The 22413-nt window shown below is 74.2% G+C and carries 17 protein-coding genes and 2 riboswitches; of the genes, 10 read left to right on the top strand and 7 right to left on the bottom strand.

What is annotated here, in order from left to right; genetic code table 11:
* Positions 1-64 precede the first annotated feature (64 nt).
* Positions 65-823 carry a cobalt-precorrin-6A reductase gene (locus tag D7231_RS26735; protein ID WP_120758106.1) on the top strand — a complete coding sequence of 253 codons (759 nt, stop codon included), beginning with the start codon at positions 65-67 and terminating at the stop codon, positions 821-823.
* A 37-nt stretch (positions 824-860) separates the two neighbouring features.
* Here D7231_RS26735 and D7231_RS26730 read toward each other — a convergent pair whose 3' ends face one another.
* The 3 genes from D7231_RS26730 to D7231_RS26720 are packed head-to-tail and all read right to left on the bottom strand — an operon-like array spanning position 861 to position 4449.
* A complete protein-coding gene (locus D7231_RS26730) occupies positions 861-2387 on the bottom strand; it encodes a precorrin-2 C(20)-methyltransferase (RefSeq protein WP_120758105.1) in 1527 nt (508 codons plus the stop codon).
* Positions 2384-3025: a precorrin-8X methylmutase gene (locus D7231_RS26725; RefSeq protein ID WP_120758104.1), complete on the bottom strand. Its 642-nt coding sequence runs from the start codon at positions 3023-3025 to the stop codon at positions 2384-2386. Before D7231_RS26725 ends, D7231_RS26730 begins: the two co-directional genes overlap by 4 nt.
* Entirely contained in the window at positions 3022-4449 is a 1428-nt protein-coding gene (locus D7231_RS26720; protein WP_241999936.1) for a cobalamin biosynthesis protein CobG, read from the bottom strand. The genes D7231_RS26725 and D7231_RS26720 overlap by 4 nt, the downstream gene beginning before the upstream one ends.
* Before the next feature lie 160 nt (positions 4450-4609).
* Positions 4610-4682, top strand: a riboswitch (cobalamin riboswitch).
* 112 nt (positions 4683-4794) lie between these two features.
* Here D7231_RS26720 and cobN point away from each other — a divergent pair.
* The 3 genes from cobN (at position 4795) to D7231_RS26705 (ending at position 10587) form a co-directional block, all read left to right on the top strand.
* Complete coding sequence (gene cobN, locus D7231_RS26715) at positions 4795-8418, top strand: cobaltochelatase subunit CobN (RefSeq protein ID WP_120758102.1); 3624 nt, start codon at positions 4795-4797, stop codon at positions 8416-8418.
* 124 nt (positions 8419-8542) lie between these two features.
* Complete coding sequence (locus tag D7231_RS26710; RefSeq protein ID WP_120758101.1) at positions 8543-9814, top strand: VWA domain-containing protein; 1272 nt, start codon at positions 8543-8545, stop codon at positions 9812-9814.
* Positions 9814-10587: a hypothetical protein gene (locus D7231_RS26705; RefSeq protein ID WP_120758100.1), complete on the top strand. Its 774-nt coding sequence runs from the start codon at positions 9814-9816 to the stop codon at positions 10585-10587. Before D7231_RS26710 ends, D7231_RS26705 begins: the two co-directional genes overlap by 1 nt.
* Before the next feature lie 40 nt (positions 10588-10627).
* On the opposite strand, the gene D7231_RS26700 is transcribed toward D7231_RS26705, so the two are convergent.
* Positions 10628-11566, bottom strand: a complete 939-nt coding sequence (locus tag D7231_RS26700; RefSeq protein WP_120758099.1) for a trypsin-like serine peptidase — start codon at positions 11564-11566, stop codon at positions 10628-10630.
* 432 nt (positions 11567-11998) lie between these two features.
* On the opposite strand from D7231_RS26700, the gene D7231_RS26695 reads away from it, so the two are divergent.
* The 4 genes from D7231_RS26695 to D7231_RS26680 all read left to right on the top strand — a co-directional run bounded on the left by D7231_RS26695 (position 11999) and on the right by D7231_RS26680 (position 15824).
* Complete coding sequence (locus D7231_RS26695; protein WP_120758098.1) at positions 11999-12481, top strand: helix-turn-helix domain-containing protein; 483 nt, start codon at positions 11999-12001, stop codon at positions 12479-12481.
* Positions 12478-13155, top strand: coding sequence for a hypothetical protein (locus D7231_RS26690; RefSeq protein WP_120758097.1), 678 nt, complete (start codon positions 12478-12480; stop codon positions 13153-13155). Before D7231_RS26695 ends, D7231_RS26690 begins: the two co-directional genes overlap by 4 nt.
* A complete protein-coding gene (locus D7231_RS26685) occupies positions 13148-14359 on the top strand; it encodes an MAB_1171c family putative transporter (RefSeq protein ID WP_120758096.1) in 1212 nt (403 codons plus the stop codon). The genes D7231_RS26690 and D7231_RS26685 overlap by 8 nt, the downstream gene beginning before the upstream one ends.
* Positions 14360-14594: 235 nt before the next feature.
* Positions 14595-15824 (top strand): cytochrome P450 family protein, encoded by a 1230-nt coding sequence (locus D7231_RS26680; protein ID WP_120758095.1) that lies wholly within the window; start codon positions 14595-14597, stop codon positions 15822-15824.
* A 133-nt stretch (positions 15825-15957) separates the two neighbouring features.
* Here the strand turns inward: D7231_RS26680 and D7231_RS26675 are convergent, their stop codons facing one another.
* Together D7231_RS26675 and D7231_RS26670 are read right to left on the bottom strand one after the other, a co-directional pair.
* Entirely contained in the window at positions 15958-16560 is a 603-nt protein-coding gene (locus D7231_RS26675) for a hypothetical protein (RefSeq protein ID WP_120758094.1), read from the bottom strand.
* Between the two features lie 11 nt (positions 16561-16571).
* Positions 16572-18194, bottom strand: a complete 1623-nt coding sequence (locus D7231_RS26670) for an APC family permease (protein ID WP_120758093.1) — start codon at positions 18192-18194, stop codon at positions 16572-16574.
* A gap of 173 nt (positions 18195-18367) precedes the next feature.
* Between D7231_RS26670 and D7231_RS26665 the strand changes: the two genes are divergently transcribed.
* The gene (locus tag D7231_RS26665) at positions 18368-19597 is read left to right on the top strand and encodes an FAD binding domain-containing protein (protein WP_120758092.1); all 1230 of its coding nucleotides are present in this window, start codon (positions 18368-18370) and stop codon (positions 19595-19597) included.
* Positions 19598-19700: 103 nt separating this feature from the next.
* Positions 19701-19922, top strand: a riboswitch (cobalamin riboswitch).
* 29 nt (positions 19923-19951) lie between these two features.
* Positions 19952-21064, top strand: a complete 1113-nt coding sequence (nicT, locus tag D7231_RS26660) for a Nickel transporter NicT (RefSeq protein ID WP_120758091.1) — start codon at positions 19952-19954, stop codon at positions 21062-21064.
* 43 nt (positions 21065-21107) lie between these two features.
* Here nicT and D7231_RS26655 read toward each other — a convergent pair whose 3' ends face one another.
* Entirely contained in the window at positions 21108-22319 is a 1212-nt protein-coding gene (locus tag D7231_RS26655; protein WP_120758090.1) for an MFS transporter, read from the bottom strand.
* Positions 22320-22413: the final 94 nt, after the last annotated feature.

Below are 22413 nucleotides of genomic sequence, written 5' to 3'. Positions count from 1 at the left end.
AGGGTTGCACCCGGCCGCCGACCGCGGCCGCCGGCCGAGCCGGGTCCGAACAGAAAGGCACGACGTGAGCGACCGGCGCCACATCCTGATCCTGGGCGGCACGACGGAGGCGCGCAGGCTCGCCGGCGAGCTGGCCGAGGACTCCGGGCTCCGGGTGACGACGTCCCTCGCGGGGCGCGTGGCGCAGCCCCGGCTGCCCGCCGGAGAGGTCCGCATCGGGGGGTTCGGGGGCCCGAGCGGCCTCGCCCGGTGGCTGCGCGAGCAGCAGGTGGACGCGCTCATCGACGCCACCCATCCTTTCGCCGGCACGATCAGTTTCAACGCGGCGGAGGCCGCCGCGGCCGCCCGCGTTCCCCTGCTGGCCGTGCGCCGCCCCGGCTGGGAGCCGGGCCCGGGCGACCGCTGGTACCCGGTCGCCTCCCTGGCGGAGGCCGCCGGACTGCTGCCCGCGCTGGGGGAGCGGGCGTTCCTGACCACGGGCCGGATGGGCTTGGCGGCCTTCGCGCACCTCGAGGATATGTGGTTCCTCGTCCGCTCCGTGGACGCCCCCGAGCCGCCGGCTCCGCCCCGCATGGAAGTTCTCCTGGACCGCGGTCCGTTCACGCTGGACGGCGAGCGGGAGCTGCTGCGCCGCCACCGCGTGGACGTCCTCGTGACGAAGGACAGCGGGGCGGCGGCCACGTCGGCGAAACTGGCCGCGGCCCGCGAGGCGGGCATCCCGGTCGTGGTGGTCCGCCGCCCTCCGGCCCCGGAGGGCGTACCGACGGCGGCGGACCCGGCAGAGGCCGCGGAGTGGCTGCGCCGCTGCTTCCCCGACGCCTGAGCGGCCTTCGGCACTGCCCCCCGCCGCCGGCCCTACCTCACCCCTCCGGATACCTCCGCGGTGTCCAGACGATCCGTTCCGGGGAGCCGTCCGCCGTGCGGCGGGCCACGCGGGTCTGTGTCGAGCCGACCAGGAGGATCGTGCGCATGTCGACCTCGGCCGGGTCGAGTTCGCCGAGGGGGACGATGCGGACGCTCTCCTCGGGGCCGCCCACGTCGCGGCCCAGGACCACGGGCGTGCTCGGGGCGCGGAACTCCAGCAGCAGGTCGCGGGCCTTGCCGACCTGCCAGACGCGGCTGCGGGAGCCGGGGTTGTACAGGGCGAGCACCAGGTCCGCGGAGGCCGCGGACCGCAGCCGCTCCGCGATGACCTCCCACGGCTTGAGCCGGTCCGACAGCGACACGACCGCGTAGTCGTGGCCCAGCGGGGCGCCCGCGCGGGAGGCGGCCGCGTGGGCGGCGGTCATGCCGGGCACCACCCGTACCGGGATGTCGAGGTACGGGCCTTCCGAGGCGACCTCCAGGACCGCCGTGGCCATGGCGAAGACGCCGGGGTCGCCCGACGAGACGACGGCGACGCGCCGCCCCTGCCGCGCGAGGTCCAGCGCGAATTCGGCCCGCTCCGACTCCACCTTGTTGTCGGAGGCGTGGCGGCGCTGGCCGGGCCGGGCCGGCACCCGGTCCACGTAGGTGCTGTAGCCGACGAGGTCCTGCGCGGCCGCGAGCTCGCCGCGCGCCTCGGGGGTGAGCCACAGCGGGCCGGCCGGGCCGAGCCCGACGACCACAACCTCGCCCCGCTCCGCGCGGGGCGCGGCGTCGACACGGCTCGGCAGCACGGCCACCGAGAAGTACGGCACGGACGAGGGGTCGATGTCCGCCAGCCGCCCCGTCCGCTCGCCGTTCATCGTCGCGCGCTCGACGTACCGCGCGTCGGCGAGCCGCCCGGAGCGCTCCAGCGCGCCCCGCACCGCCGGGAAGGTCCGGCCGAGCTTCATGACGACGGCCGAGTCGGTGGCGGCGAGCCGTGCCGTGAGCTCCTCCTCGGGCAGCGTGCCCGGCAGGATCGTCAGGACCTCCTCGCCCTCGACGAGCGGCTCGCCGAGCCGGGCGGCCGCCGCGCTCACGGACGTGACGCCGGGGATCACCTCGGTGGGGTAGCGGTCCGCGAGGCGCTTGTGCATGTGCATGTAGGAGCTGTAGAAGAGCGGGTCGCCCTCCGCGAGGACGGCCACCGTGCGCCCGGCGTCCAGGTGCGCGGCGAGGCGCTCCGCGGCCTCCTCGTAGAACTCCTCCATCGCGCCCCGGTAGCCGCCGGGGTGGTCCGTGGTCTCGGTCGTGACGGGGTAGACCAGGCGTTCCTCGATGTGCTCGGGGCGCAGGTGGCGTTCGGCGATGGAGCGCGCGATGGAGCGGCCGTGCCGGGCGCTGTGGTACGCGACGACGTCGGCCGCCGCGATGACCTCGACGGCCCGTACGGTCATCAGCGACGGGTCGCCGGGGCCGAGCCCCACTCCGTACAGCCGTCCCGTGTTCCGGTCCGTGGTCTGCGGTTGCTGCTCGCTCACTCTTCCTCGCTCGCTATCGCGTTGATCGCGGCGGCGGCCATGGCACTGCCGCCGCGCCGCCCCCGCACCACCAGGTACTCCAGCCCCAGCGGGCTGCCGGCCAAGGCGTCCTTGGACTCGGCGGCGCCGATGAAGCCGACCGGGATGCCGAGCACCGCGGCCGGCCGGGGGGCGCCCCCGGCCACCATCTCCAGCAGCCGGAAGAGCGCGGTGGGCGCGTTGCCGACGGCCACGACGGCGCCGTCCAGCTTGTCGCGCCACAGCTCCAGGGCCGCGGCGCTGCGGGTCGTGCCCATGCGCTGCGCCAGCTCGGGCACCGCCGGGTCGGCGAGCGTGCACAGCACCTCGTTGTCCGCCGGCAGGCGCTTGCGGGTGACGCCGCTGGCGACCATGTTCGCGTCGCACAGGATGGGCGCCCCGGAGAGCAGCGCCGCGCGTGCCTTAGCGACCACGCCGGGGGAGTAGGCGAGGTCCTTGACGAGGTCCGTCATCCCGCAGGCGTGGATCATGCGCACCGCGACCCGGCCGACGTCGGGCGGCAGCCCGCCGAGGTCCGCCTCGGAGCGGATGGTGGCGAAGGACTGGCGGTAGATGGACGCGCCGTCCTTGTCGTAGTCGAACACTGTGTCCTCGTTCATGTCGTGGTACGTGCCGCCGCCACCGCGCCGGCGAGCCCTGCTGTCGTCACCGTCCGGGGCGCGGCGTCCTGCCGGCCGCCGTTCTCGTCGTTCCGGTCCCGCACCGTCACCCGGTAGCCGTCGCCCGTGGCCAGGACGTCGACCCACGGGCCGCCCCCGGGGTGCCCGCAGCGCCGCTCGCACCCGGACCAGTACACCGGGAGCGCCGCCGCACCGGCAGGCTGCCCGCCCGCGAGGCAGTCCGCCGCGTCCGCCCGCACGTCGGCGAGGGACTTGGCGCATCCGGGGCGCCCGGCGCACGCGCCCGCGCGGTGCCAGGCGGAGTCCGCGGAGGTGACGAACCCGGCGTGCGCGAGCACAGCCAGCAGCCCCGGTGCCTTCGCCGCCGGGAAGCCGGGGACGACGAGGCCGCGCCAGGGGGTCACACGCACCTCCCCGCTCCCGGAGTCAAGGGCCATGCGGCTGACGACCCGCACTTGAGTGCTGGTCAGCCGCCCCAGCGGCGCCGTCACCGACAGGGCGCGGAGCCCGCCCGGGCCCGTCACCACCCCCGGTGCGGGCGGCTCGCCGAGGGGAAGCCGGAGAGGGGAGGGGAGCGGCGTGCAGGCGATGCCCGCCGCCGTGAGCCGCTCCGCGAGACCGCCGGCGGCCGGCCGCTGCCCGGCGGGCAGCTCCCGTACGCGCCACGCCGTACTGCCGCAGGCCTCCCGCGCCGCCAGGAACTCGGCCGCCGCCAGCACGGCCGCGCGCGGGGCGTCCGCGGCGGCGACGCACAGGCCGGGCCCGGAGGTGCCGAAGTACAGTCCGGCCCGCCCGGGGCCGCTTGCGATCAATGTCACATCGGGCCGGAGGGCCACGATGTCGCCGCGCCCGTCGTCCAGCCCGAAGAGGAACCGGCCGGAGAGAGCGGTCAGATCGGCGCCGGCGTCGTCGGCACAGAGCAGTTCATCCAGCTCACGGGCCCAAGCATGGACGTCGGCCGGCGCCCCTTCCGAGCCGGAAGCGGAATCAGGGCTGGAGTCCGGGCCGGAATCCGCCCGCCACCCGTCCAGGCCGCACAGCGGCGAGGCCGCCACGTTACGGATCCGGTCGTGCCGGTCCGACGGCAGCAATCCGTGCTCCCGCAGCCGCCCGGCGACCGTGCCCCCGCAGTCCTCGGCGAGGCCCCGCAGCTGGACGTTGCCGCGCGAGGTGAGGTCGAGGTGCCCGTCCCCGAGATCCTCCGAGATCCGGGCCAGCCCCATCGCCTGATGGGTCGTCAACAACCCGCCGGGCAGCCGGATCCGGGCCAGCGCACCGTCGTCCGCGGCGTGCAGGCGCAGCGCGCCGGGGCAGGCGTCGCCCCGCTCGCGGACGGGCCCCGCGGAGGGTGCGCCGGCACCGGGGACGGCCCGGTCCGGGGGAGGTGCGGGGGTGGTGGACATGGCGGCGAGCATACCGACGCCCCTGCCCGGCGCACGGCCCCGTACCGCACGCCCCGAACACTCCCGTACCGCCGTCTGCCTGGGCTTTACTATGCTCAACGGTGGAACAGTGCCCGCTCCGCGAGCGCCGCTCCGCCAAACGCCAGCGACGGCGACAGGGGAGGAAGCCGGTGAGATTCCGGCACGGTCCCGCCACTGTGAGCCCGGCAGTCCGCCGGGTGAGTCAGGAACTCCCGCCGTCCTCCAACCGCCCGGGGCGCGGACCCCGAGGAAGGCTTGCCGCCGCATGCGCACATTCCGGTGCCGGGCACCCCGGGCGACCCACGATGCCCTGGGGAGCGCCGCGTGATCCTTCTCCTGTCGACGTCCGACACCGACCTGCTCAGCGCCCGCGCGGCTGCTGCTCATGAGGCCCCGGTCCCGTACCGGCTCGCCAACCCCGCCCGGCTCGCCCTCGACGACCTCCCGGAGCTCCTGGAAGGCACCGACCTCGTCGTCGTCCGCCTCCTCGGCGGCATCCGCGCCTGGCAGGAGGGCCTGGACCTGCTGCTCGCCGGCGACCGCCCCGTCGTCGTCCTGACCGGCGAACAGGCGCCCGACGCCCAGCTGATGGAGGCCTCCACCGTCCCCGTCGGCATCGCCGCCGAGGCCCACGCCTACCTCGCCCACGGCGGCCCGGCCAACCTCGAACAGCTCGCCCGCTTCCTCTCCGACACCGTGCTCCTCACCGGCCACGGCTTCGAGCCCCCCGCGCCCGCCCCCGCCTGGGGCGAGCTGGAGCGCACCCCCCGGGCCGGCGCGAGCGGCCCGCTCATCGCGGTGCTCTACTACCGCGCCCACCACATGAGCGGCAACACCGCCTTCGTCGAGGCCCTGTGCGGCGCCGTCGAGGACGCCGGGGGCCGCGCCCTGCCGCTGTACGTGGCCTCCCTGCGCGCCCCCGAGCCCGAGCTGATCGACGCCCTGCGCGGCGCCGACGCCGTCGTCACCACCGTGCTCGCCGCGGGCGGCACCAAGCCCGCCGAGGCCTCCGCCGGCGGCGACGACGAGTCGTGGGACGCCGGTGCCCTCGCCGCCCTCGACGTGCCGATCCTCCAGGCCCTGTGCCTGACCGGCCCGCGCAGCGCCTGGGAGGAGAACGACGAGGGCCTCTCGCCGCTCGACGCCGCCACTCAGGTCGCCGTGCCCGAGTTCGACGGCCGCATCATCACCGTCCCGTTCTCCTTCAAGGAGGTCGACGAGGACGGCCTGCCCGCCTACGTCGCCGACCCCGAGCGGGCGGCCCGCGTCGCCGGCATCGCCGTCCGCCACGCCCGGCTGCGGCACATCCCCGCCGCCGAGAAGCGGATCGCGCTCGTCCTCTCCGCGTACCCCACCAAGCACTCCCGCATCGGCAACGCCGTCGGCCTCGACACCCCCGCCAGCGCCGTCGCGCTCCTGCGCCGGCTGCGCGAGGAGGGTTACGACTTCGGCACGGAAGAGGTCCCCGGCCTGGCGTCCGGCGACGGCGACGAGCTCATCTACGCCCTCATCGACGCCGGCGGCCACGACCAGGACTGGCTCACCGAGGAGCAGCTCGCCCGCAACCCCGTCCGCATCCCGGCCGCCGACTACAAGCGCTGGTACGCGAAGCTGCCGCAGGAGCTGCGCGAGTCCGTCGAGCAGCACTGGGGCCCGCCGCCGGGCGAGATGTTCCTCGACCGCAGCCGCAACCCCGAGGGCGACATCGTCCTGGCGGCCCTGCGCCGCGGCAACCTGCTGATCCTCATCCAGCCGCCGCGCGGCTTCGGCGAGAACCCCATCGCCATCTACCACGACCCCGACCTGCCGCCCTCGCACCACTACCTCGCCGCGTACCGCTGGATCGCGGCCGCCCGCGAGGACGGCGGCTTCGGCGCCGACGCCATGGTGCACCTCGGCAAGCACGGCAACCTGGAGTGGCTGCCCGGCAAGAACGCCGGCCTGTCCGCCGCCTGCGGCCCCGACGCCGCGCTCGGCGACCTCCCGCTCGTCTACCCCTTCCTCGTCAACGACCCCGGCGAGGGCACGCAGGCCAAGCGCCGCGCCCACGCCACGCTCGTCGACCACCTCGTGCCGCCGATGGCCCGCGCCGAGTCGTACGGCGACATCACGCGCCTGGAGCAGCACCTCGACGAGTACGCGCAGATCTCCGCGATGGACCCGGCCAAGCTCCCGGCGATCCGCGCCCAGATCTGGACCCTCATCCAGGCCGCCAAGCTCGACCACGACCTCGGTCTGGAGGAGCGCCCGGACGACGACGGCTTCGACGACTTCCTGCTGCACGTCGACGGCTGGCTGTGCGAGGTCAAGGACGCGCAGATCCGCGACGGCCTGCACGTCCTGGGCGGCGCGCCCACCGGTGAGGCGCGGGTGAACCTCGTGCTGTCGATCCTCCGCGCCCGCCAGATCTGGGGCGGCAAGTCCGCCCTGCCGGGCCTGCGCGAGGCGCTGGGCCTGGACGAGTCGGCGGCGACCCGCACGACGGCGGACGAGGCGGAGGCCGAGGCGCGGGCGCTGGTAGAGGCGATGGAGGCGGCGGACTGGGACCGTTCCGCCGTTCCCGCCGTGGCCGCCGCCCGCGGCGAACAGGTCGCGGCCGTCCTGGACTTCGCGGCCCGCGAGGTGGTCCCCCGCCTGGCAGGCACGACCGCGGAACTCGACAACGCCGTCAAGGCACTGGAAGGCCGCTTCGTACCGGCAGGCCCCTCCGGCTCGCCCCTGCGCGGTCTCGTCAACGTCCTTCCGACCGGCCGCAACTTCTACTCCGTAGACCCCAAGGCCGTCCCGAGCCGCCTCGCGTGGGAGACCGGCCAGGCCCTCGCGGACTCCCTCCTGGAGCGCTACCGCACCGACAACGGCGCATGGCCGCAGTCGGTCGGCCTGTCCCTGTGGGGCACGAGCGCGATGCGCACGGCGGGCGACGACGTCGCCGAGGCCCTGGCCCTGATGGGCGTCCGCCCGGTCTGGGACGAGGCGTCGAGGCGCGTGACGGGCCTCGAACCCGTCGCCCTCGAAGAGCTCGGCCGCCCCCGCATCGACGTCACCCTCCGCATCAGCGGCTTCTTCCGCGACGCGTTCCCGCACGTGATCGGCCTCCTCGACGACGCCGTACGGCTGGTGGCCTCGCTCGACGAGCCGGCCGAGCAGAACTACGTCCGCGCCCACGCCCGGGCGGACCTCGCCGCGCACGGCGACGAACGCCGCGCCACCACCCGCATCTTCGGATCCCGCCCGGGCACGTACGGCGCCGGCCTGCTCCAGCTGATCGACAGCCGCGACTGGCGCACCGACGCCGACCTCGCCGAGGTCTACACGGTGTGGGGCGGCTACGCCTACGGCCGCGGCCTCGAAGGCCGTCCGGCCCGGGAGGAGATGGAGACGGCGTACAAGCGCATCGCGGTCGCGGCCAAGAACACGGACACCCGCGAGCACGACATCGCCGACTCCGACGACTACTTCCAGTACCACGGCGGCATGGTCGCCACGGTCAAGGCGCTGCGGGGCAAGGCCCCCGAGGCGTACATCGGCGACTCCACCCGCCCGGAGACGATCCGCACCCGCACCCTCGTCGAGGAGACGTCCCGCGTCTTCCGGGCCCGCGTGGTCAACCCGCGCTGGATCGAGGCCATGCGCCGCCACGGCTACAAGGGCGCGTTCGAACTCGCCGCCACCGTGGACTACTTGTTCGGCTACGACGCCACGACCGGCGTCGTCGCCGACTGGATGTACGACAAGCTCGCCCAGACCTACGTCCTGGACGCGGAGAACCGCGCCTTCTTGCAGGAGGCCAACCCCTGGGCCCTGCACGGCATCTCCGAGCGGCTCCTGGAGGCGGAGAGCCGCGGCATGTGGGCCAAGCCCGACGCGGAGACGCTCGAAGCGCTGCGGCAGGTCTTCCTGGAGACCGAAGGCTCCCTGGAAGAAGGCACGGAGGACGCGGAGGGCTGAAGTCCTGCCCCATGAGGGGCGGACGGTCGTACGCGGCGGAGGAACGGCCCGGGCATGCACACGCGCTTGCCCGCGGCCGTCCCCCCGGGCGTTTCGGCCTCCGGCGGTCAGTAGGATCTTTTGGATGATCATCAGAAAACGGCTGGCAGCGGGCGCGTGCGCCCTCCTCGCCGCCCTGGCCGGGGGGATCGCGCCGGCGAACGCCGCCGACGGCCCCCCGAAGGACTCCCCGAAGGTCGAGCTGGTGCTGGACGTCAGCGGCTCGATGCGCGCCCAGGACGTGGACGGCGGCACCCGCACCCGCATGGCCGCCGCGCAGCAGGCGTTCAACGAGGTCATCGACGCGGTCCCGGAGGGCGTGCGGCTCGGCATCCGCACCCTCGGCGCCGACTACGGCGGTGACAACAAGGAGCTCGGCTGCCGCGACAGCAAGCAGCTCTACCCCGTCGGCCGCGTCGACCGCACCGAGGCCAAGGCCGCCGTCGCGACGCTGCGGCCCACCGGCTGGACCCCCATCGGCTACGCCCTGCGCGGCGCCGACCAGGACCTCGGCACGGACGGCGGCACCCGCCGCATCGTCCTCATCACCGACGGCGAGGACTCCTGCGGCCAGCCCGACCCGTGCGACGTGGCCCGCGAACTCGCGGCCAAGGGCACGCACCTGACGATCGACACCCTGGGCCTGGCCCAGGACGACAAGACGCGCGAGCAGCTCAGCTGCATCGCCGAAGCCACCGGCGGCACGTACAGCACCGTGCGCCACACCAAGGAGCTGTCCGGCCGCATCAAGCAGCTCGTGCGCCGCTCCGAGACGCCCGTCGAGACCCCGAAGCCCGTCCAGGGCACGGACTCCTGCTCCAAGGCACCCGAGATCGGCGCCGGCCTGTGGACCGACCGCGAGACGTTCTCCGAGCACCGCTGGTACCGCGTCAAGGTGAAGCCGGGCCAGGAGCTGCGGACGTCCGTGAGCATCGGCGCGGACCGCGCCGTCGACCGTGACTACGGCGTGCTGGTGCGCGCCGTGAGCGAAGGCGGCCAGGAGCTCGTCCGCGGCGCCGAGGCCGGCAGCGGGCGCACGGACGTCATCTCGTCCGGCCTCCGCTACCCCAACGGCCGGTCCGGGGACGAGGACGAGAAGGGCAAGGAGCCGCGGACCGTCTGCCTGGAGGTCTCCAGCTCCTTCTCGGCCCCCGCGAACGTCAAGCGCGACCCGGGCCTGCCCGTCGAGCTGGCCGTGGACCTCGCCGACGCCCCCGACAACCCCTCCGACCTGGCCGCGTTCGGCCTCGGCCGGGGCTGGGTGCTGCTGGGCGTCCTGGCCCTGACCGGGCTGATCGCAGGGCTGGTGTGGGGCTGGGTCTCCCGCTGGCGCGTCTCGGTGTGGAGGGCGAACTGATGAGACTGTCCCTTACGGCCCCCAAGGCCCGCGCGGCCGCGGCCGGACTGCTCGCCGCCGCCGCACTGTTCACCTCGGCCGGCGCCGCCGCTGCCGCCTCGCCGAGCCCGAGCGCCCGGGCCGGTGAGGACGGCGCGCCCACGGAGGCCGGTACGGGCTTCCGCACGGCCACCGTCCTCAAGCAGGGGCAGAAGGCCACGGCCGACGCCTCCACGGGCGACTACCTGTACTGGCAGTTCCCGGCTGGCGCCGGGCAGCAGCCGCAGGTGAAGGCCACCGTCAACCTGCCGGAGGCGTCCGCGCGGCACGGCGCCGCCGTCTGGCAGCTCGACGTCTACGACGGGCTGCGCCGCCGCCAGGCCTGCGCCTCCGGCGAGCCCACGAAGCGGGCCTCCGAGCAGGACGCCTCGGTGACCCTGACCTGCACGCTGCGGACCGTCCGCCCGTGGGCCGAGCAGTGGGCGAACGACCCGCTGCCCGGCGCGTACTACGTCCGCCTCACGCTGACCGAGGGCCCCGACCGGGACCACGGCCTGCCCGTGAAGGCGGAGGTCGAGGCGACGGCGAAGGACGCGGGCGGCGCCCGCGCCGAGGGCGGCGAGGTCGCCCCGCTGCACGCCGCGGCCGTGGCGGAGCCGGAGGACGGCTGGAACGGCAGCTGGTGGTCGGACCGCTGGGCGTGGACCGTCGGCGGCGCCGTGCTCGGCGCGCTCGCGGCCATCGGCGGCTACGTGCTGACCCGCCACCCGCGCCGCCGCCCCGCGGGGCAGTAGCGCCCCGCGCGGCCGGTGGGCGGGGGCTCCTGCGCCCCGCTCACCGGCCCGCGGGACGGTCGCCGTCCACGGCGTCCAGATACAGCTCCAGCAGGTCGTGCGTGAAGTACGAGCTGTACGAGATGTCCGGGGTGTCGCCCCCGGTGTGGTAGCCGCCGATCACGCCGATGACCTCGTACCCGTCCTCGTCGCGCACGAGGAACGGCCCGCCCGACGTGCCGCCGACGTAGCCCGCGCAGGCGATCTCCAGGAAGTCGCCCGGGGCGTTCGGATCGGTGCTGGTGTAGCGGCGCGTGGAGGAGGAACAGTCCAGCGGCTTGGGGTACTTGGCGTCGCTGCTGCCCGGATAGCCGATGAGCCGGACGTCCCGGTGCGCGTACCCCGGGCGGATCCCGAGGCCGAAGCCGCCGACGGCGTCCTGCACGTCCTCGCCGTCCTCGCGCTCGCCGAGCCGCAGCACCGTGTAGTCCCAGCGCGCCCCGCGGTCCGTCCCCAGGTCGTAGTAGCGCTGGTCGATGAAGATGTCCTCCACGGGGAAGACGCCGTGGGGCTTGAGGCCGTCGTGGTACTGGGGCACGAACGTCAGCCGCTTCTTGGGATCCGGCGAGCGCAGGCAGTGGGCCGCGCTCACGGCCAGGTTCCGGCGCGGGCTGCGCACGACCGTACCGCCGCAGAAGCGGCCGGTGTTGTTCCCGTCCGTCCAGAAGAACGTGCCCACCTGCGGCAGCCCGTCGAACGGATGGCTGGGCGGCACGGCTCCGGCGCCCGCCGGGCCCCCCGCCCCTCCCGCGCGCTGCCCGGCCGGCAGGGCGGCCGCCATGCGCTCCGGTGTCCAGTAGGCGTCGGCGTCGGCCGCGGCGCGCCGCGGAGGCCCCCCGCCGGCGGCCGCACCGGTGCCGGCCGCGGCGACGACCAGCACCCCCGACAGCAGAGCGGCGGCCAGGCCGTGCAGGGTGCGGGGTCTGTGAGGTCTGAGCATGGTCGGATACCTCCTCGTGGCGAGCGTGTCATCGTCCTACGGGCGGGACCGGGGTGAACAGGCCAGGACGCGACAGGATTCACGAGGACGTGGGACACGCCGGAGCGGTGCCCGCCGCCCCGCATCGCCCGGTCCGCTCCCGGGATCCGGCGGAATGCATCCGGCGGCTCCGGCGCTTTCCTGTACCCGGGAGCGGAACGCCCGCGGCTCGGGAGCGGCACGCCCGCGGCCGGGACCGGAGCGCCCGCGCCCCGGAAGTCCCCGGTCGTTCACCGGGCTATCAACTCGTGGTTAAGTCCGTCACCGAGCTGAAACCCTGGACGGACTAGTGCTACGGGCCTAGGCCGTGACAGGATGCCTCTCGCAGTCACCTCCGGCTTAACTGGCCGTGAGGTGCCGTGGGGGAACGTCGGCCGGTGAGGACGGGAGCAGATGGCAGTCGGGGGCGATGGGGCGGCAGGCGACGCGCGCAGCACGCTCGCGGCGCGGCTCAACTACCTGTTCGCGAACATGCACCCGCCCGGCGCGCCCTACACCAACGGACACGTCGCCGACGAGATCACCAACGGCGCGGAGTACGGCGGGACCGGCCTCACCGAGCAGTATCTGTCGATGCTGCGCAACGGCCGCCGCGCCAACCCCAGCCCGGACGTGCTGCGCGCCCTGGCCAAGTTCTTCGCGGTGCCCGTCGGTTATCTGATGGGCGACCTCTCGGACTCGCAGGCCGCCCGCGTGGAGGAGGAGGTCCGCTTCCTGGTCGCCATGCGGGACCAGCGGGTGCGGGCCATCGCCCTGCGCTCGGTCGGCCTGCCGCCCGAGGTGCAGGACAGCCTGACCACCATCATCTCCCAGTTCCGGCAGCAGATGAACCTACCGTCCGACCCGCCCGACGCGGGTGGTGAGGAGCGCCCGTGACCGTCACGGCGGATGACCGGCTCTTCACTTACTGGCGGCGTACCGAGGACGAGGACGGTGCAGGCATGCGAGTGGGGCGCATACGGCGCCGGTGCAAGCAGCTCATCCAGGAGCTCGCGCTGCCCGCGTCCACCGACCTCCAGGGCCTGTGCGACGTCGTCGCGCGCCGCGTCGGACGCCCGATCCGCCTGGTCCCCATGAGCCTCGACGGCGTCGTCTCCGGCATGACCGCCACCACCGACGACGCGTACTGGGTCATCTACGAGCAGAAGACGTCCCCCTGGCACCAGGTCCACATCGTGCTGCACGAGATCGGCCACCTGCTGCTCGGCCACGACCAGGACCCGGCCGTCACCGAGGACGCCCTCAAGGTGTGGACCCCCTCGGTCGACGTGGCGACCGCCATGCGCCGCATGGGCCTGACCATGGGCCTCGCCCGCCACCACTGCTACGACAACCTCACCGAGCGCGAGACCGAGATCCTCGGCACCCTCCTCATGGAGAAGGTCGTGCCCCCGCCGCCCGGCCAGGACGCGCGCCTGGAGGGCGAGGCCGCCGAGCTGGCGGCCTCCCTCGGCCCCGCCCTTCAGCACGTCCGGCGGCAGATCCGCGAGCACGGCGCGGCCGGGCACGGCGCAGCCGGCGCGAACGGCGGAGGGGGCGACGGTGTTTGACGCCCTCTACCTGACCTTCAGCGCGATCACCTGGGCCATCGTCGCCTACAAGGCCCGCGCCTGGTTCCGCGACCGCGGCAACGTCGACCTGGGCCTGACCGCCCTGATGACCTCCGGCGTGCCCATCGTCTTCCTGTTCTCCGCGCCGAGCGTCTACCGCGCCTTCGACCGGCTGACCGGCGTCGCCAACCTGGCCATGGTCTTCCTCTACTCGGCCGTGGTCCTGTTCGCCTCCGGCGCCACGATCCTCCTGCTGCGCTGGACCAGCCACGGCGACGCCGCCGCCCGCGCACGGGCCGCCGTGCGCTCCCGGGTCGCCGTCGCCGTCGTGGCCGTCGCCTGGATCACGGCCATCGTGTGCTTCGCCGTCGGCCGCCCCGACGCCGTGGAGCACCCCCGCGACTTCAGCACCGCCTACGCCGACGCGCCCGGAGTCGTCGCCTTCCTGGTGCTGTACCTGGCCATCTTCGGCACGAGCCTCGCCGGCCTCGGCGCGCTCTGCCCGCGCTACGCCGCCCAGCTCGGCCCGTGCTGGCTCGCCAAGGGCCTGCGCACCCTGGCCGCGGGCTGCTGGCTCGGCCTGCTCTACTGCCTGTGCAAGCTCGCCGGGTTCGTGCTGACCTGGGCCGGTCACGACGCCTACTGGCTGTCCAACGGCGTCGCCCCGATGAGCGCTTCGGTCGCCGCGCTGCTGGTCCTGCTCGGGTTCTCGCTGCCCGCCGCCGGGCCCCGCGTCGCCGCCTGGCGCAGGCTCCGCCGGCTGCAGCCGCTCTGGCAGGCCGTCACCGCGCACGCCCCCGAGGTCACCCTCACCGGGCACGGCATGACGGGCCGCTGGCCCTTCGCCGACCTGGAGTGGCGGGCGAACCGCCAGATGGCCGAGATCCGCGACATCCAGCGCGGCATCCGCCGCCACGTCGAGCCCGCCGCCCTGGACATCGCCCGCCGCAAGGCGACCGGCGCCGCGCTCGACGAGCGCCGCCTCGCCGCGGTCGTGGAGGCCGCCGCCCTCCGGCGCGGCTTGCAGAACCAGGTCACCGGGCACGTACCCGCACCGCACGCCGACAGCGTCGTCATCACCGTCAGCGCCGATCCGGCCGAGGAGCACGAACACCTGGCCCTCGTCGCGGACGTCTACCACGACCCGGTGGTCGACGCCGTCCTCGACGAACTACGGGAGATCAGCGCGGCACGCCGTCCCTGACGGCGTGCGGCCCATGGACGAGGTGGCCCTGGACGGGGGTCAAGGCCGCCTGCGCCACAGGCCGGCGCCGGGTCCGTCACCACGACGGATCCGGCGCCGCCCGTGCGCGTCCGCCTCCGGCGGGGCCGGCCGAAGGGGCGCGGTGAGCCGCGCGGCACGCACCCCGACACCACGGCCCTCGACCTCACACCCGTCCGTCCGCCACCGGGCGGCCGATCTTCTAGAGTCGGTTCCCATGCCGAACCCCGCTCCTTCCGCGCCCTTCGACGTCAGCGCGCTCATCAACGACCCGTACGGCACCTACGCCCGGCTGCGCGAGGCCGGACCGGTCCACCGCATCACCGGCCCCGACGGGCGGCCCGCCTGGCTGGTGACCCGCTACGAGGACGTCCGCCGGGCGCTCGCCGACCCGCGGCTGTCCCTGGACAAGCGCAACGCCACCCCGGGCAACTACGCCGGATTCGCGCTGCCTCCGGCCCTCGACGCCAACCTGCTCAACATGGACCCCCCGGACCACACCCGCATCCGCCGCCTCGTCGTCAAGGCCTTCACCCCCGGCCGCGTGGACAAGCTCCGCGAGCCGGTGCGCCGCGTCGCCGACGAACTCCTCGACGCGATCGAGGCCGAGGGGCGTACGGATCTGCTCGCGTCCTACGCCGGCCCGCTGCCCATCACCGTCATATGCGACCTGCTGGGCGTACCGCAGGACCGGCGGCCGGACTTCCGGGCCTGGACGGACGCGCTCATCACCCCGGACCCGGCCCGGCCGGAGCTGATGAAGGAGGCCATCGGCAACATGATGCGCTTCTTCACCGGCCTCATCGCGAGCAAGCGCGCCACCCCCGGCGACGACCTGCTCTCCGACCTCATCGCGGCCCGCGACAGCGACGGCGACGGTGACGGTGACGGGAGCGAGGGGGCCGACCGGCTCTCCGAGGACGAATTGAGCTCGCTCGCGTTCCTGATCCTCTTCGCGGGCTACGAGAACACCGTCCACCTGATCGCCAACGCCGTTCTGGCCCTGCTGGACCACCCGGTCTTGATGGAGTCTTTGCGAGCGAATCCGGCCGGACTCGGGGCGGCCGTCGAGGAGTTCATGCGGTGGGACGGGCCCGGGCCGCTCGCGATCCGGAGGTTTCCGCTGGAGAACGTGGAGATCGGCGGGGTGACCGTGCCCGCCGGGGAGACCGTCCTGCTGTCCCTCGCCGCCGCCAATCGTGACCCTCATCACTTTTCCGAGCCGGATCGGCTGGATTTGAACCGTGATCGTTCCGGTCATCTGGCGCTGGGGCACGGGATCCACTACTGCCTCGGAGCCCCACTGGCCAGGATGGAGACGGAAATCGCGCTGGCAGCGCTGCTGGAGCGGCTTCCGGGGCTCGCGCTCGACGTGGCGCGGGAGGAGCTGGCGTGGCGGCCCTCGATGCGGGCACGTGGCCTGATTTCGCTCCCTGTTCGCTGGTAGTGGGCAAAGCCGAACAGGTTTTTGGTGCATGACCCATCCTTGATGAGGTAGAACTGTCCTCGAGCCCGCCCGGTGTGCATCCCCCGTCGCACCGGGCGGGCCCTCGACTCCCTCAAGGGGATCTCCGGGCGCGTCAGCCCGTGGTGGCAGGGAACTTCAGCAGGGCCACCGCCGCCAGCATCTGTATGCTCACCGCCGCCACGGCCTTGTGCGTGGGCAGGTGGTGCTGACCGCGGATCAGCAGCGTGGCGAAGGCGTAGCCGAAGGCCGAGGTGACCCAGGCGGCCGCCCGCACGGGGAAGGAACCCCCGGGCAGGCACGCGTCCAGGGCGAGCCGCGGCAGGTCCGTCGCCCAGAACACCACGACGAACAGCGTCACCGTCGGGCCGAACTTGCCGTTGCCGCCGAGCCGGCGCGCGATGGCCTGCGTCGCGATGCCCAGCAGCAGGCTCGCGAGGACGAGGACCGCGTCGGCTATCGCCATGGCCTCCAGGGCGAACGCGGGGCCCACCCGCCACCCTTCCCAGAACCCGTCGCGGCCCATCGTGCCCAGCACCCCGCAGAGCACGCAGAGGAACGCCGCCGCCCCCCACACGCTCCGGTCCCGCGCCTCGTCCAGGATCTCGACCGGGCGGTACCACAGCCCGAAGAAGAGGCGGTGCCAGTACAGCCTGCGGCGGCGTGCGGCAGGTGTGCGCGAGGCGGGAGGGGAGTGCGGGGAGGCAGAAACAGGCATGAATGCAAGTATCACCGCTCGGCGGGAACTCCGGTGCCGGGGTCGGCGTCGGGGTCCGGGCCGGGCCCTGTGTCCGGTCCGCTGCCGCCTTCGGCGTCCGGCCGGGGGTCGGGCACGGTGCGCGTCCCTGCCCCGGCCTCCGTCCCCGCCTCGGCCTCCGGTTCCGTGCCGGGGTCGGCGCCGTGCAGGTACTCCTCGCTGATCTCCCGCGGCCCGAACGGCCACACCTTCTCGTAGCGCGCCCAGAGCAGGAAGGCCACGCAGCCGGCCCCGACCCAGGCCAGGGACCATTCGATGGGGTGCCGGCCGGGGGAATTCCGGTCCGCGTAGCCGTAGATGACGAGCCAGCCGACGAGCGCGACCAGGCTCGGCAGCGGGTAGAGCCACATCCGGTACGGGCGCCGCAGCGCGGGCTGGCGCCGCCGCAGCACCGTGACGGCCGCGATCTGACCGAGCGCCTGGACGAGCACCACGACCGTCAGCAGCAGCTGGATGAGCGTCGCCAGATCCGTGTGACGCCCTATCAGGAAGGCCACGCAGCCGATCCCGCCCATGGACAGCAGGCCCAGCACGGGGAAGCGGTGGCGCTGGTGCAGGATGCCGAAGGCGCGGAAGAAGACCTTCTCCCGGGCCGCGTGGTACGGGATCCGGGAGGCCCCGAGCATTCCCGTGAAGATCGAGGCCACGGCCGTGACGAGGATCAGCACGGTGACGGCGTCCGCCGCGCCCTTGCCCCACGTCGCCTCCAGCACCGCCGAGGCGACGGACGAGGACGCGGGGCTGTCCGGGTCGAGCATCTCCTTCCAGTCGACCACGCCCAGGGTGCCGATCTGCAACAGCAGATAGATGGCCATGATGCCGAGGATGGAGTAGATGATGGAGCGCGGGATGGTGCGCCCGGGGTTCTTGATCTCGGCGCCCATGTACGCGGTCGTGTTGTAGCCGCCGTAGTCGTAGATGCCGATGGTCAGGCCCGCCGCGAAGCCGATCCAGAAGTGACTCGACGTCAGCTCGAAGGCGCCCGAGGGGTAGGTGAAGGCCAGGTCCGGGCTGAAGTGGGTGTAGGAGGCGACGATCACCAGCACGACGGACGCGATCATCACGCACCACAGCACGGCGGTGATCCGCGCCAGGTTCTCCACCCGGCCCCACAGCAGCGCCACGACCAGGGCGATGAGCACCAGGCCGGTCAGGTCGCCCTGCGTCGCGGTCATGCCGGGCCACAGGTACGTCAGGTACTGCACGAAGCCGATGACGCCCGTCGAGAGGACCAGCGGGAAGTAGAGCATCATCGTCCAGACGAACAGGAACGGCATCAGCTTTCCGGTGCGGTACTGGAAGGCCTGCCGCAGATAGACGTAGCTGCCGCCCGCGCCCGGCAGCGAGGCGCCGAGCTCGGCCCAGATCAGCCCGTCGGCCAGCGCCAGCACGGCGCCCGCGACGAACCCGATGACGGCGTGCGGGCCGCCGAAGGCCGCGACCATCAGGGGGATGGTGACGAAGGGGCCTATGCCGCACATCTGGCTCATGTTGATGGCGGTGGCCTGGAACAGGCCGATCCGGCGTACGAAGCCGACCTCGTCCGAGTCCGCCGGCGGTCTGCCCCTGCCCGACGTGCCTGCCGTGCCTGCCATGGCGGTCAGCCCCTTCTCGTGCCGGATGGGGTCCGGCTGACCTGATTATGCGTTCAATGCACTGGTAGCACCGGCGTGTCGGCCCCGTCCACCGTTCGGACACCCCCGGCGGCTGCGGCTGCAAACGGCCGGGTAGGTTCCGTCTGCGGCGGGGCTGACGAAAGGGGTGGGGGATGCTGACGGGACGGGTGGCGGTCGTGGGCGGCTCGATCGCGGGGTGCGCGGCCGCTCTCGCCGCGGCGCGCGCGGGCGCCGGCGAGGTGGTGGTCTTCGAGCGGGCGGCCGGAGGGCTCGCGGACCGGGGCATCGGCCTCGCCGTCCACGAGCAGCGCTACGCCGAGCTGGAGGCGGCCGGGCACCTGGGCCCGGCCGTGCCGTGGGTGCGGCTGACCTCGCGCTCCTGGATCGTGCGCGCCGCCGGGAGCCGGGCCGGACGGCGGGTGGGGGCGCTTCCGTTCGGGTTCCGTTCGTACAACTGGGGGTCGTTGTGGAGCGCACTGCGCGCCCGCATACCCTCCTCCGTCGGCTACGAGCGCGGTACGGCGGTCGAGCGGGTGCTGCCCGGGCCGGACGGGGCCGTGCTGCGCCTGGCCGGCGGCCGGGAGGAGCGCTTCGACCTCGTGATCGGCGCCGACGGATACCGCTCGGCCGTCCGGGCCGCAACCCGGGACGCGGCCGTGCCCGGTTACGCCGGATACCTGGCGTGGCGCGGCGCCCTCCCGGAGGAGGAGCTGCCCGGGCCGGCCGGCGCGTGGGCCCGCGAGGAGGCCGCCACGGTGGCCTTCCCCGGCGGTCACATGATCGTCTACCGCATCCCCGGCCCGGGCGGCACCGGCACCAGCGCCAACTGGGTCTTCTACACCGCGCCCGCCGATCCGGCCCACGCCCTGTCCGTCGACGACGCTGCGGGCCTCCCGCCGAGCCGGGTGCCCGAGACGCTGACGGCACATCACCGCACCGTCGTGGACGCGCACTTCCCGCCGTACTGGCAGGAGGTCGTCCGGCGCACGCCCAAGGACGCCACCTACGTCCAGCCCGTCTACGACCTGTGCGTGCCGCGCTACGGGGAGGGCCGGCTCGTCCTGGTCGGCGACGCGGCCGCCGTCGCCCGGCCGCACTGCGGCAGCGGCGCCGTGAAGGCCCTCCAGGACGCGACCGTGCTGGAGCGCTGCCTGGCCGGCGCCGGGAGCTGGGCCGAGGCCGTGGCCGCGTACGACGCCGCGCGGACGCCCGCCGGCCGCGCCGTCGTCGGCCTCGGCCGCCGCCTCGGCCGCGCCCAGGTGCAGGCCGCGCCCGCGTGGGCGGCCATGGACCAGCCCGCCCTGGAAGCCTGGTGGCGGCGGGCGTCCGAGGGCGGCGGCACCTTCGGCGGGCAGGCGCTGGACGGCGGGCGGAGGGACTGAGCGGGCCGGCGCGGGCGCGGGCCGGGGCCCCGGCCCGCGCCCCCGCGACACACTTGCAAAGCCCTTGCAGATGCACAGCCTTCGTGCTGGCGTCCGCCGGGCGTTAAAGTGACCCGGCCGTGGTGTTCGGGAAGACCGGTGAAGGACCGTCGAGGTCCCAGTCCGGAGCGGCCCTCGCCACTGTGATCGGGGAGTGACCGTCCCATTCCGCTCCGCCCCCCCCCCGGGCGCGCGGAGCCACTGGCCGCAGCCGGCTGCCGGGAAGGCGGGGGCGGGCGCGAACGGACCCGTAAGCCAGGAGACCGGCCACGGCATCTCGCAAATGGTCCACGAGGTGCTGGAGCGTTCAACCCCATGTCCCGATCCACCGATCCGACCGGCGGCCCCGCGCCCGCCTTCCGCTGGCGCCGCCAGGACACCGTGCGCACCGCCGGCCTGCTGGCCGTCATCGCCGCCCTGCACGTCGTCGCGTTCGGCGTGCTCTACCTGCTGGTCGTCCCCAACCACTACACCGTCGGCTCCAAGGTCTACGGCGTCGGCCTCGGCATCACCGCCTACACCCTCGGCATGCGGCACGCCTTCGACGCCGACCACATCGCCGCCATCGACAACACCACCCGCAAGCTGATGGCCGACGGCAAGCGCCCGGTCTCCGTCGGCTTCTGGTTCGCCCTCGGCCACTCCAGCGTCGTCGTCGCCATGGCCGCCCTGGTGGCGGGCGGCACGCAGATCGCCGGAAAGCTGATGGACGAGGAGTCCACGACCCACCAGACGCTCGGCGTGGTCGGCACCACGGTCTCCGGCGGCTTCCTCTACCTCATCGCCGCGCTCAACCTCATCGCCCTCGCCGGCATCCTGAAGATCTTCCGCGCGATGCGCGAGGGCCGCTACGACGAGGCCGAGCTGGAGCAGCACCTGGACTCGCGCGGCTTCATGAACCGCATCCTCGGCCGCTTCACCCGCTCCATCACGCGACCGGGCCAGATGTACCCGCTGGGCTTCCTCTTCGGCCTCGGCTTCGACACGGCCACCGAGGTGACGCTGATGGTGATGGCGGGCAGCGGCGCCGCCGCGGGCCTGCCCTGGTACGCGATCGTGTGCCTGCCGCTGCTGTTCGCCGCGGGCATGAGCCTCTTCGACACCCTCGACGGCACGTTCATGAACTTCGCCTATCAGTGGGCGTTCTCCAACCCGGTCCGCAAGGTCTACTACAACCTCACGATCACCGGGCTGTCCATCGCCGTCGCCTTCCTCATCGGCACCATCGAACTGGTCGGCGTCCTGCACGAGAAGCTGGCGCTGGACGACGCGGTGACCGGCTGGATCGCCGGCCTGAACCTCGACAACGTCGGCTTCGTCATCGTCGGCCTGTTCGTGGTGGTGTGGGCGATCGCCCTCGGCTACTGGCGCTTCGGCAAGGTCGAGGAGCGCTGGGCGGCCCGCACGGCGGCCCCGGCCGAGACCTGACCCGTCAGCCGGAGCGAGGGATGACCCGCGAGCCCGCCCGCGGTCAGGCAGCGGCGCGGGCGGGCGCCTCCCCGGCCTCCTCCCGCGCCGCCGCCGGCACCAGCTGCGCCTGCCCGGCGAGGATCACCAGCGTGCCCACGGCGACCCCCAGCACGCCGCACGCCGCGGCCCACGTGGCCCCGGCGCCCTCCAGGACCGTGCCGGTGACGGCCGACCCCAGCGCCACGCCCGCCGTCATCAGCGTCACCAGCCAGGCGAACGCCTCGGTGACGGTGCCCGCCGGGGCGAGCTCGCCCACCAGCACGAACACGACGGTGAGCACGGGCGCGAGGAACAGCCCGGTGAGCAGCATCAGGCAGGCCATGTACGGCGGGGCGGGCAGCAGGCACAGCAGCCCGTACCCGGCCGTCAGGCCCAGCATCATCAGCAGCGTCCGCCGCGGCGGCGCCACCCGCCAGCGCCGCACGGCCCCGTAGGCCAGCCCGCCGGTGAGGGCGCCGAGCGCGTTGAGGGCGAGCAGCGCCGGGGCGCCGCCGGGCATCCGGTGCCCCTCCGCGTACGAGACGACCAGGACGTTGAGCGTGCCGATGGCGATGCCCACACCCGTCAGGCCCGTGATCAGGACGACCAGGCCGCGGCTGCGCAGCGGCCCCAGCCAGTCGGCGGGCCGGGCGGGCGCCTTCCAGGCCCGGGCGGGCGGGGCGGTGACGACGACGAGCACCCCGGCGACGCCCAGGAGCGCACCGGCCCACAGCGCCGCCGCGGGCGAGGCGACCGCCACGCCGCCGGCCACCACGAGCGGGCCGCCCACGAAGACCAGCTCCTGGGAGGCGGAGTCCAGCGCGTACGCCGACTCCAGCTTCCCGGGCGCGACGATGTCCGGCCACAGGGCCCGCAGGCACGGCTCCAGAGGGGGAGTCGCCGCACCGGCGAGCACGACCCCGCCCAGGACGGCCGCGGTGCTGCCGGGCGCGACAGCGACCACGGCGAACCCCACGGCCGCGACGAGGGCCGTCGGCAGCAGGACCCGCGGCTGCCCCACCCGGTCCACGATCCGGCCCAGCAGCGGCCCGCCCACGGCGGAGGCGACCGCGAACGCCCCGACGGCCAGGCCCACGAAGCCGTACGACGCGCCCGCCTGACGCAGGGCCAGCGGGACGGCGACGGCGGCCATCGCGCTCGGCAGCCGCCCGACGAGCGTGCCCAGGAGCAGCCTCATCACGTGGGGGCCGCGCAGCAGGTCCGCATAGCTCACGGGGAGACCTCCCCGTCCGCCGAGTCCTCCGGCCGCGGGGCCCTGTCCGGTGATGACGTGCTCGTGGGTGAGATCACGCGATGATCGTTATACG

Origin of the sequence: Streptomyces klenkii, assembly GCF_003626645.1 — a bacterium.
Lineage (GTDB): Bacteria > Actinomycetota > Actinomycetes > Streptomycetales > Streptomycetaceae > Streptomyces > Streptomyces klenkii.
The sequence above is the reverse complement of the archived record's forward strand: the minus strand, read 5'-3'. Positions and strand labels throughout refer to the sequence as shown.

Excerpts from the sequence above, each read along its gene's own strand:
- D7231_RS26725 (WP_120758104.1), bottom strand. The coding sequence starts at position 3,025 with ATGAACGAGGACACAGTGTTCGACTACGACAAGGACGGCGCGTCCATC.
- D7231_RS26720 (WP_241999936.1), bottom strand. The coding sequence starts at position 4,449 with ATGTCCACCACCCCCGCACCTCCCCCGGACCGGGCCGTCCCCGGTGCC.
- D7231_RS26710 (WP_120758101.1), top strand. The coding sequence starts at position 8,543 with ATGATCATCAGAAAACGGCTGGCAGCGGGCGCGTGCGCCCTCCTCGCC.
- D7231_RS26705 (WP_120758100.1), top strand. The coding sequence starts at position 9,814 with ATGAGACTGTCCCTTACGGCCCCCAAGGCCCGCGCGGCCGCGGCCGGA.
- D7231_RS26700 (WP_120758099.1), bottom strand. The coding sequence starts at position 11,566 with ATGCTCAGACCTCACAGACCCCGCACCCTGCACGGCCTGGCCGCCGCT.
- D7231_RS26695 (WP_120758098.1), top strand. The coding sequence starts at position 11,999 with ATGGCAGTCGGGGGCGATGGGGCGGCAGGCGACGCGCGCAGCACGCTC.
- D7231_RS26680 (WP_120758095.1), top strand. The coding sequence starts at position 14,595 with ATGCCGAACCCCGCTCCTTCCGCGCCCTTCGACGTCAGCGCGCTCATC.
- D7231_RS26675 (WP_120758094.1), bottom strand. The coding sequence starts at position 16,560 with ATGCCTGTTTCTGCCTCCCCGCACTCCCCTCCCGCCTCGCGCACACCT.
- D7231_RS26670 (WP_120758093.1), bottom strand. The coding sequence starts at position 18,194 with ATGGCAGGCACGGCAGGCACGTCGGGCAGGGGCAGACCGCCGGCGGAC.
- D7231_RS26665 (WP_120758092.1), top strand. The coding sequence starts at position 18,368 with ATGCTGACGGGACGGGTGGCGGTCGTGGGCGGCTCGATCGCGGGGTGC.
- nicT (WP_120758091.1), top strand. The coding sequence starts at position 19,952 with ATGTCCCGATCCACCGATCCGACCGGCGGCCCCGCGCCCGCCTTCCGC.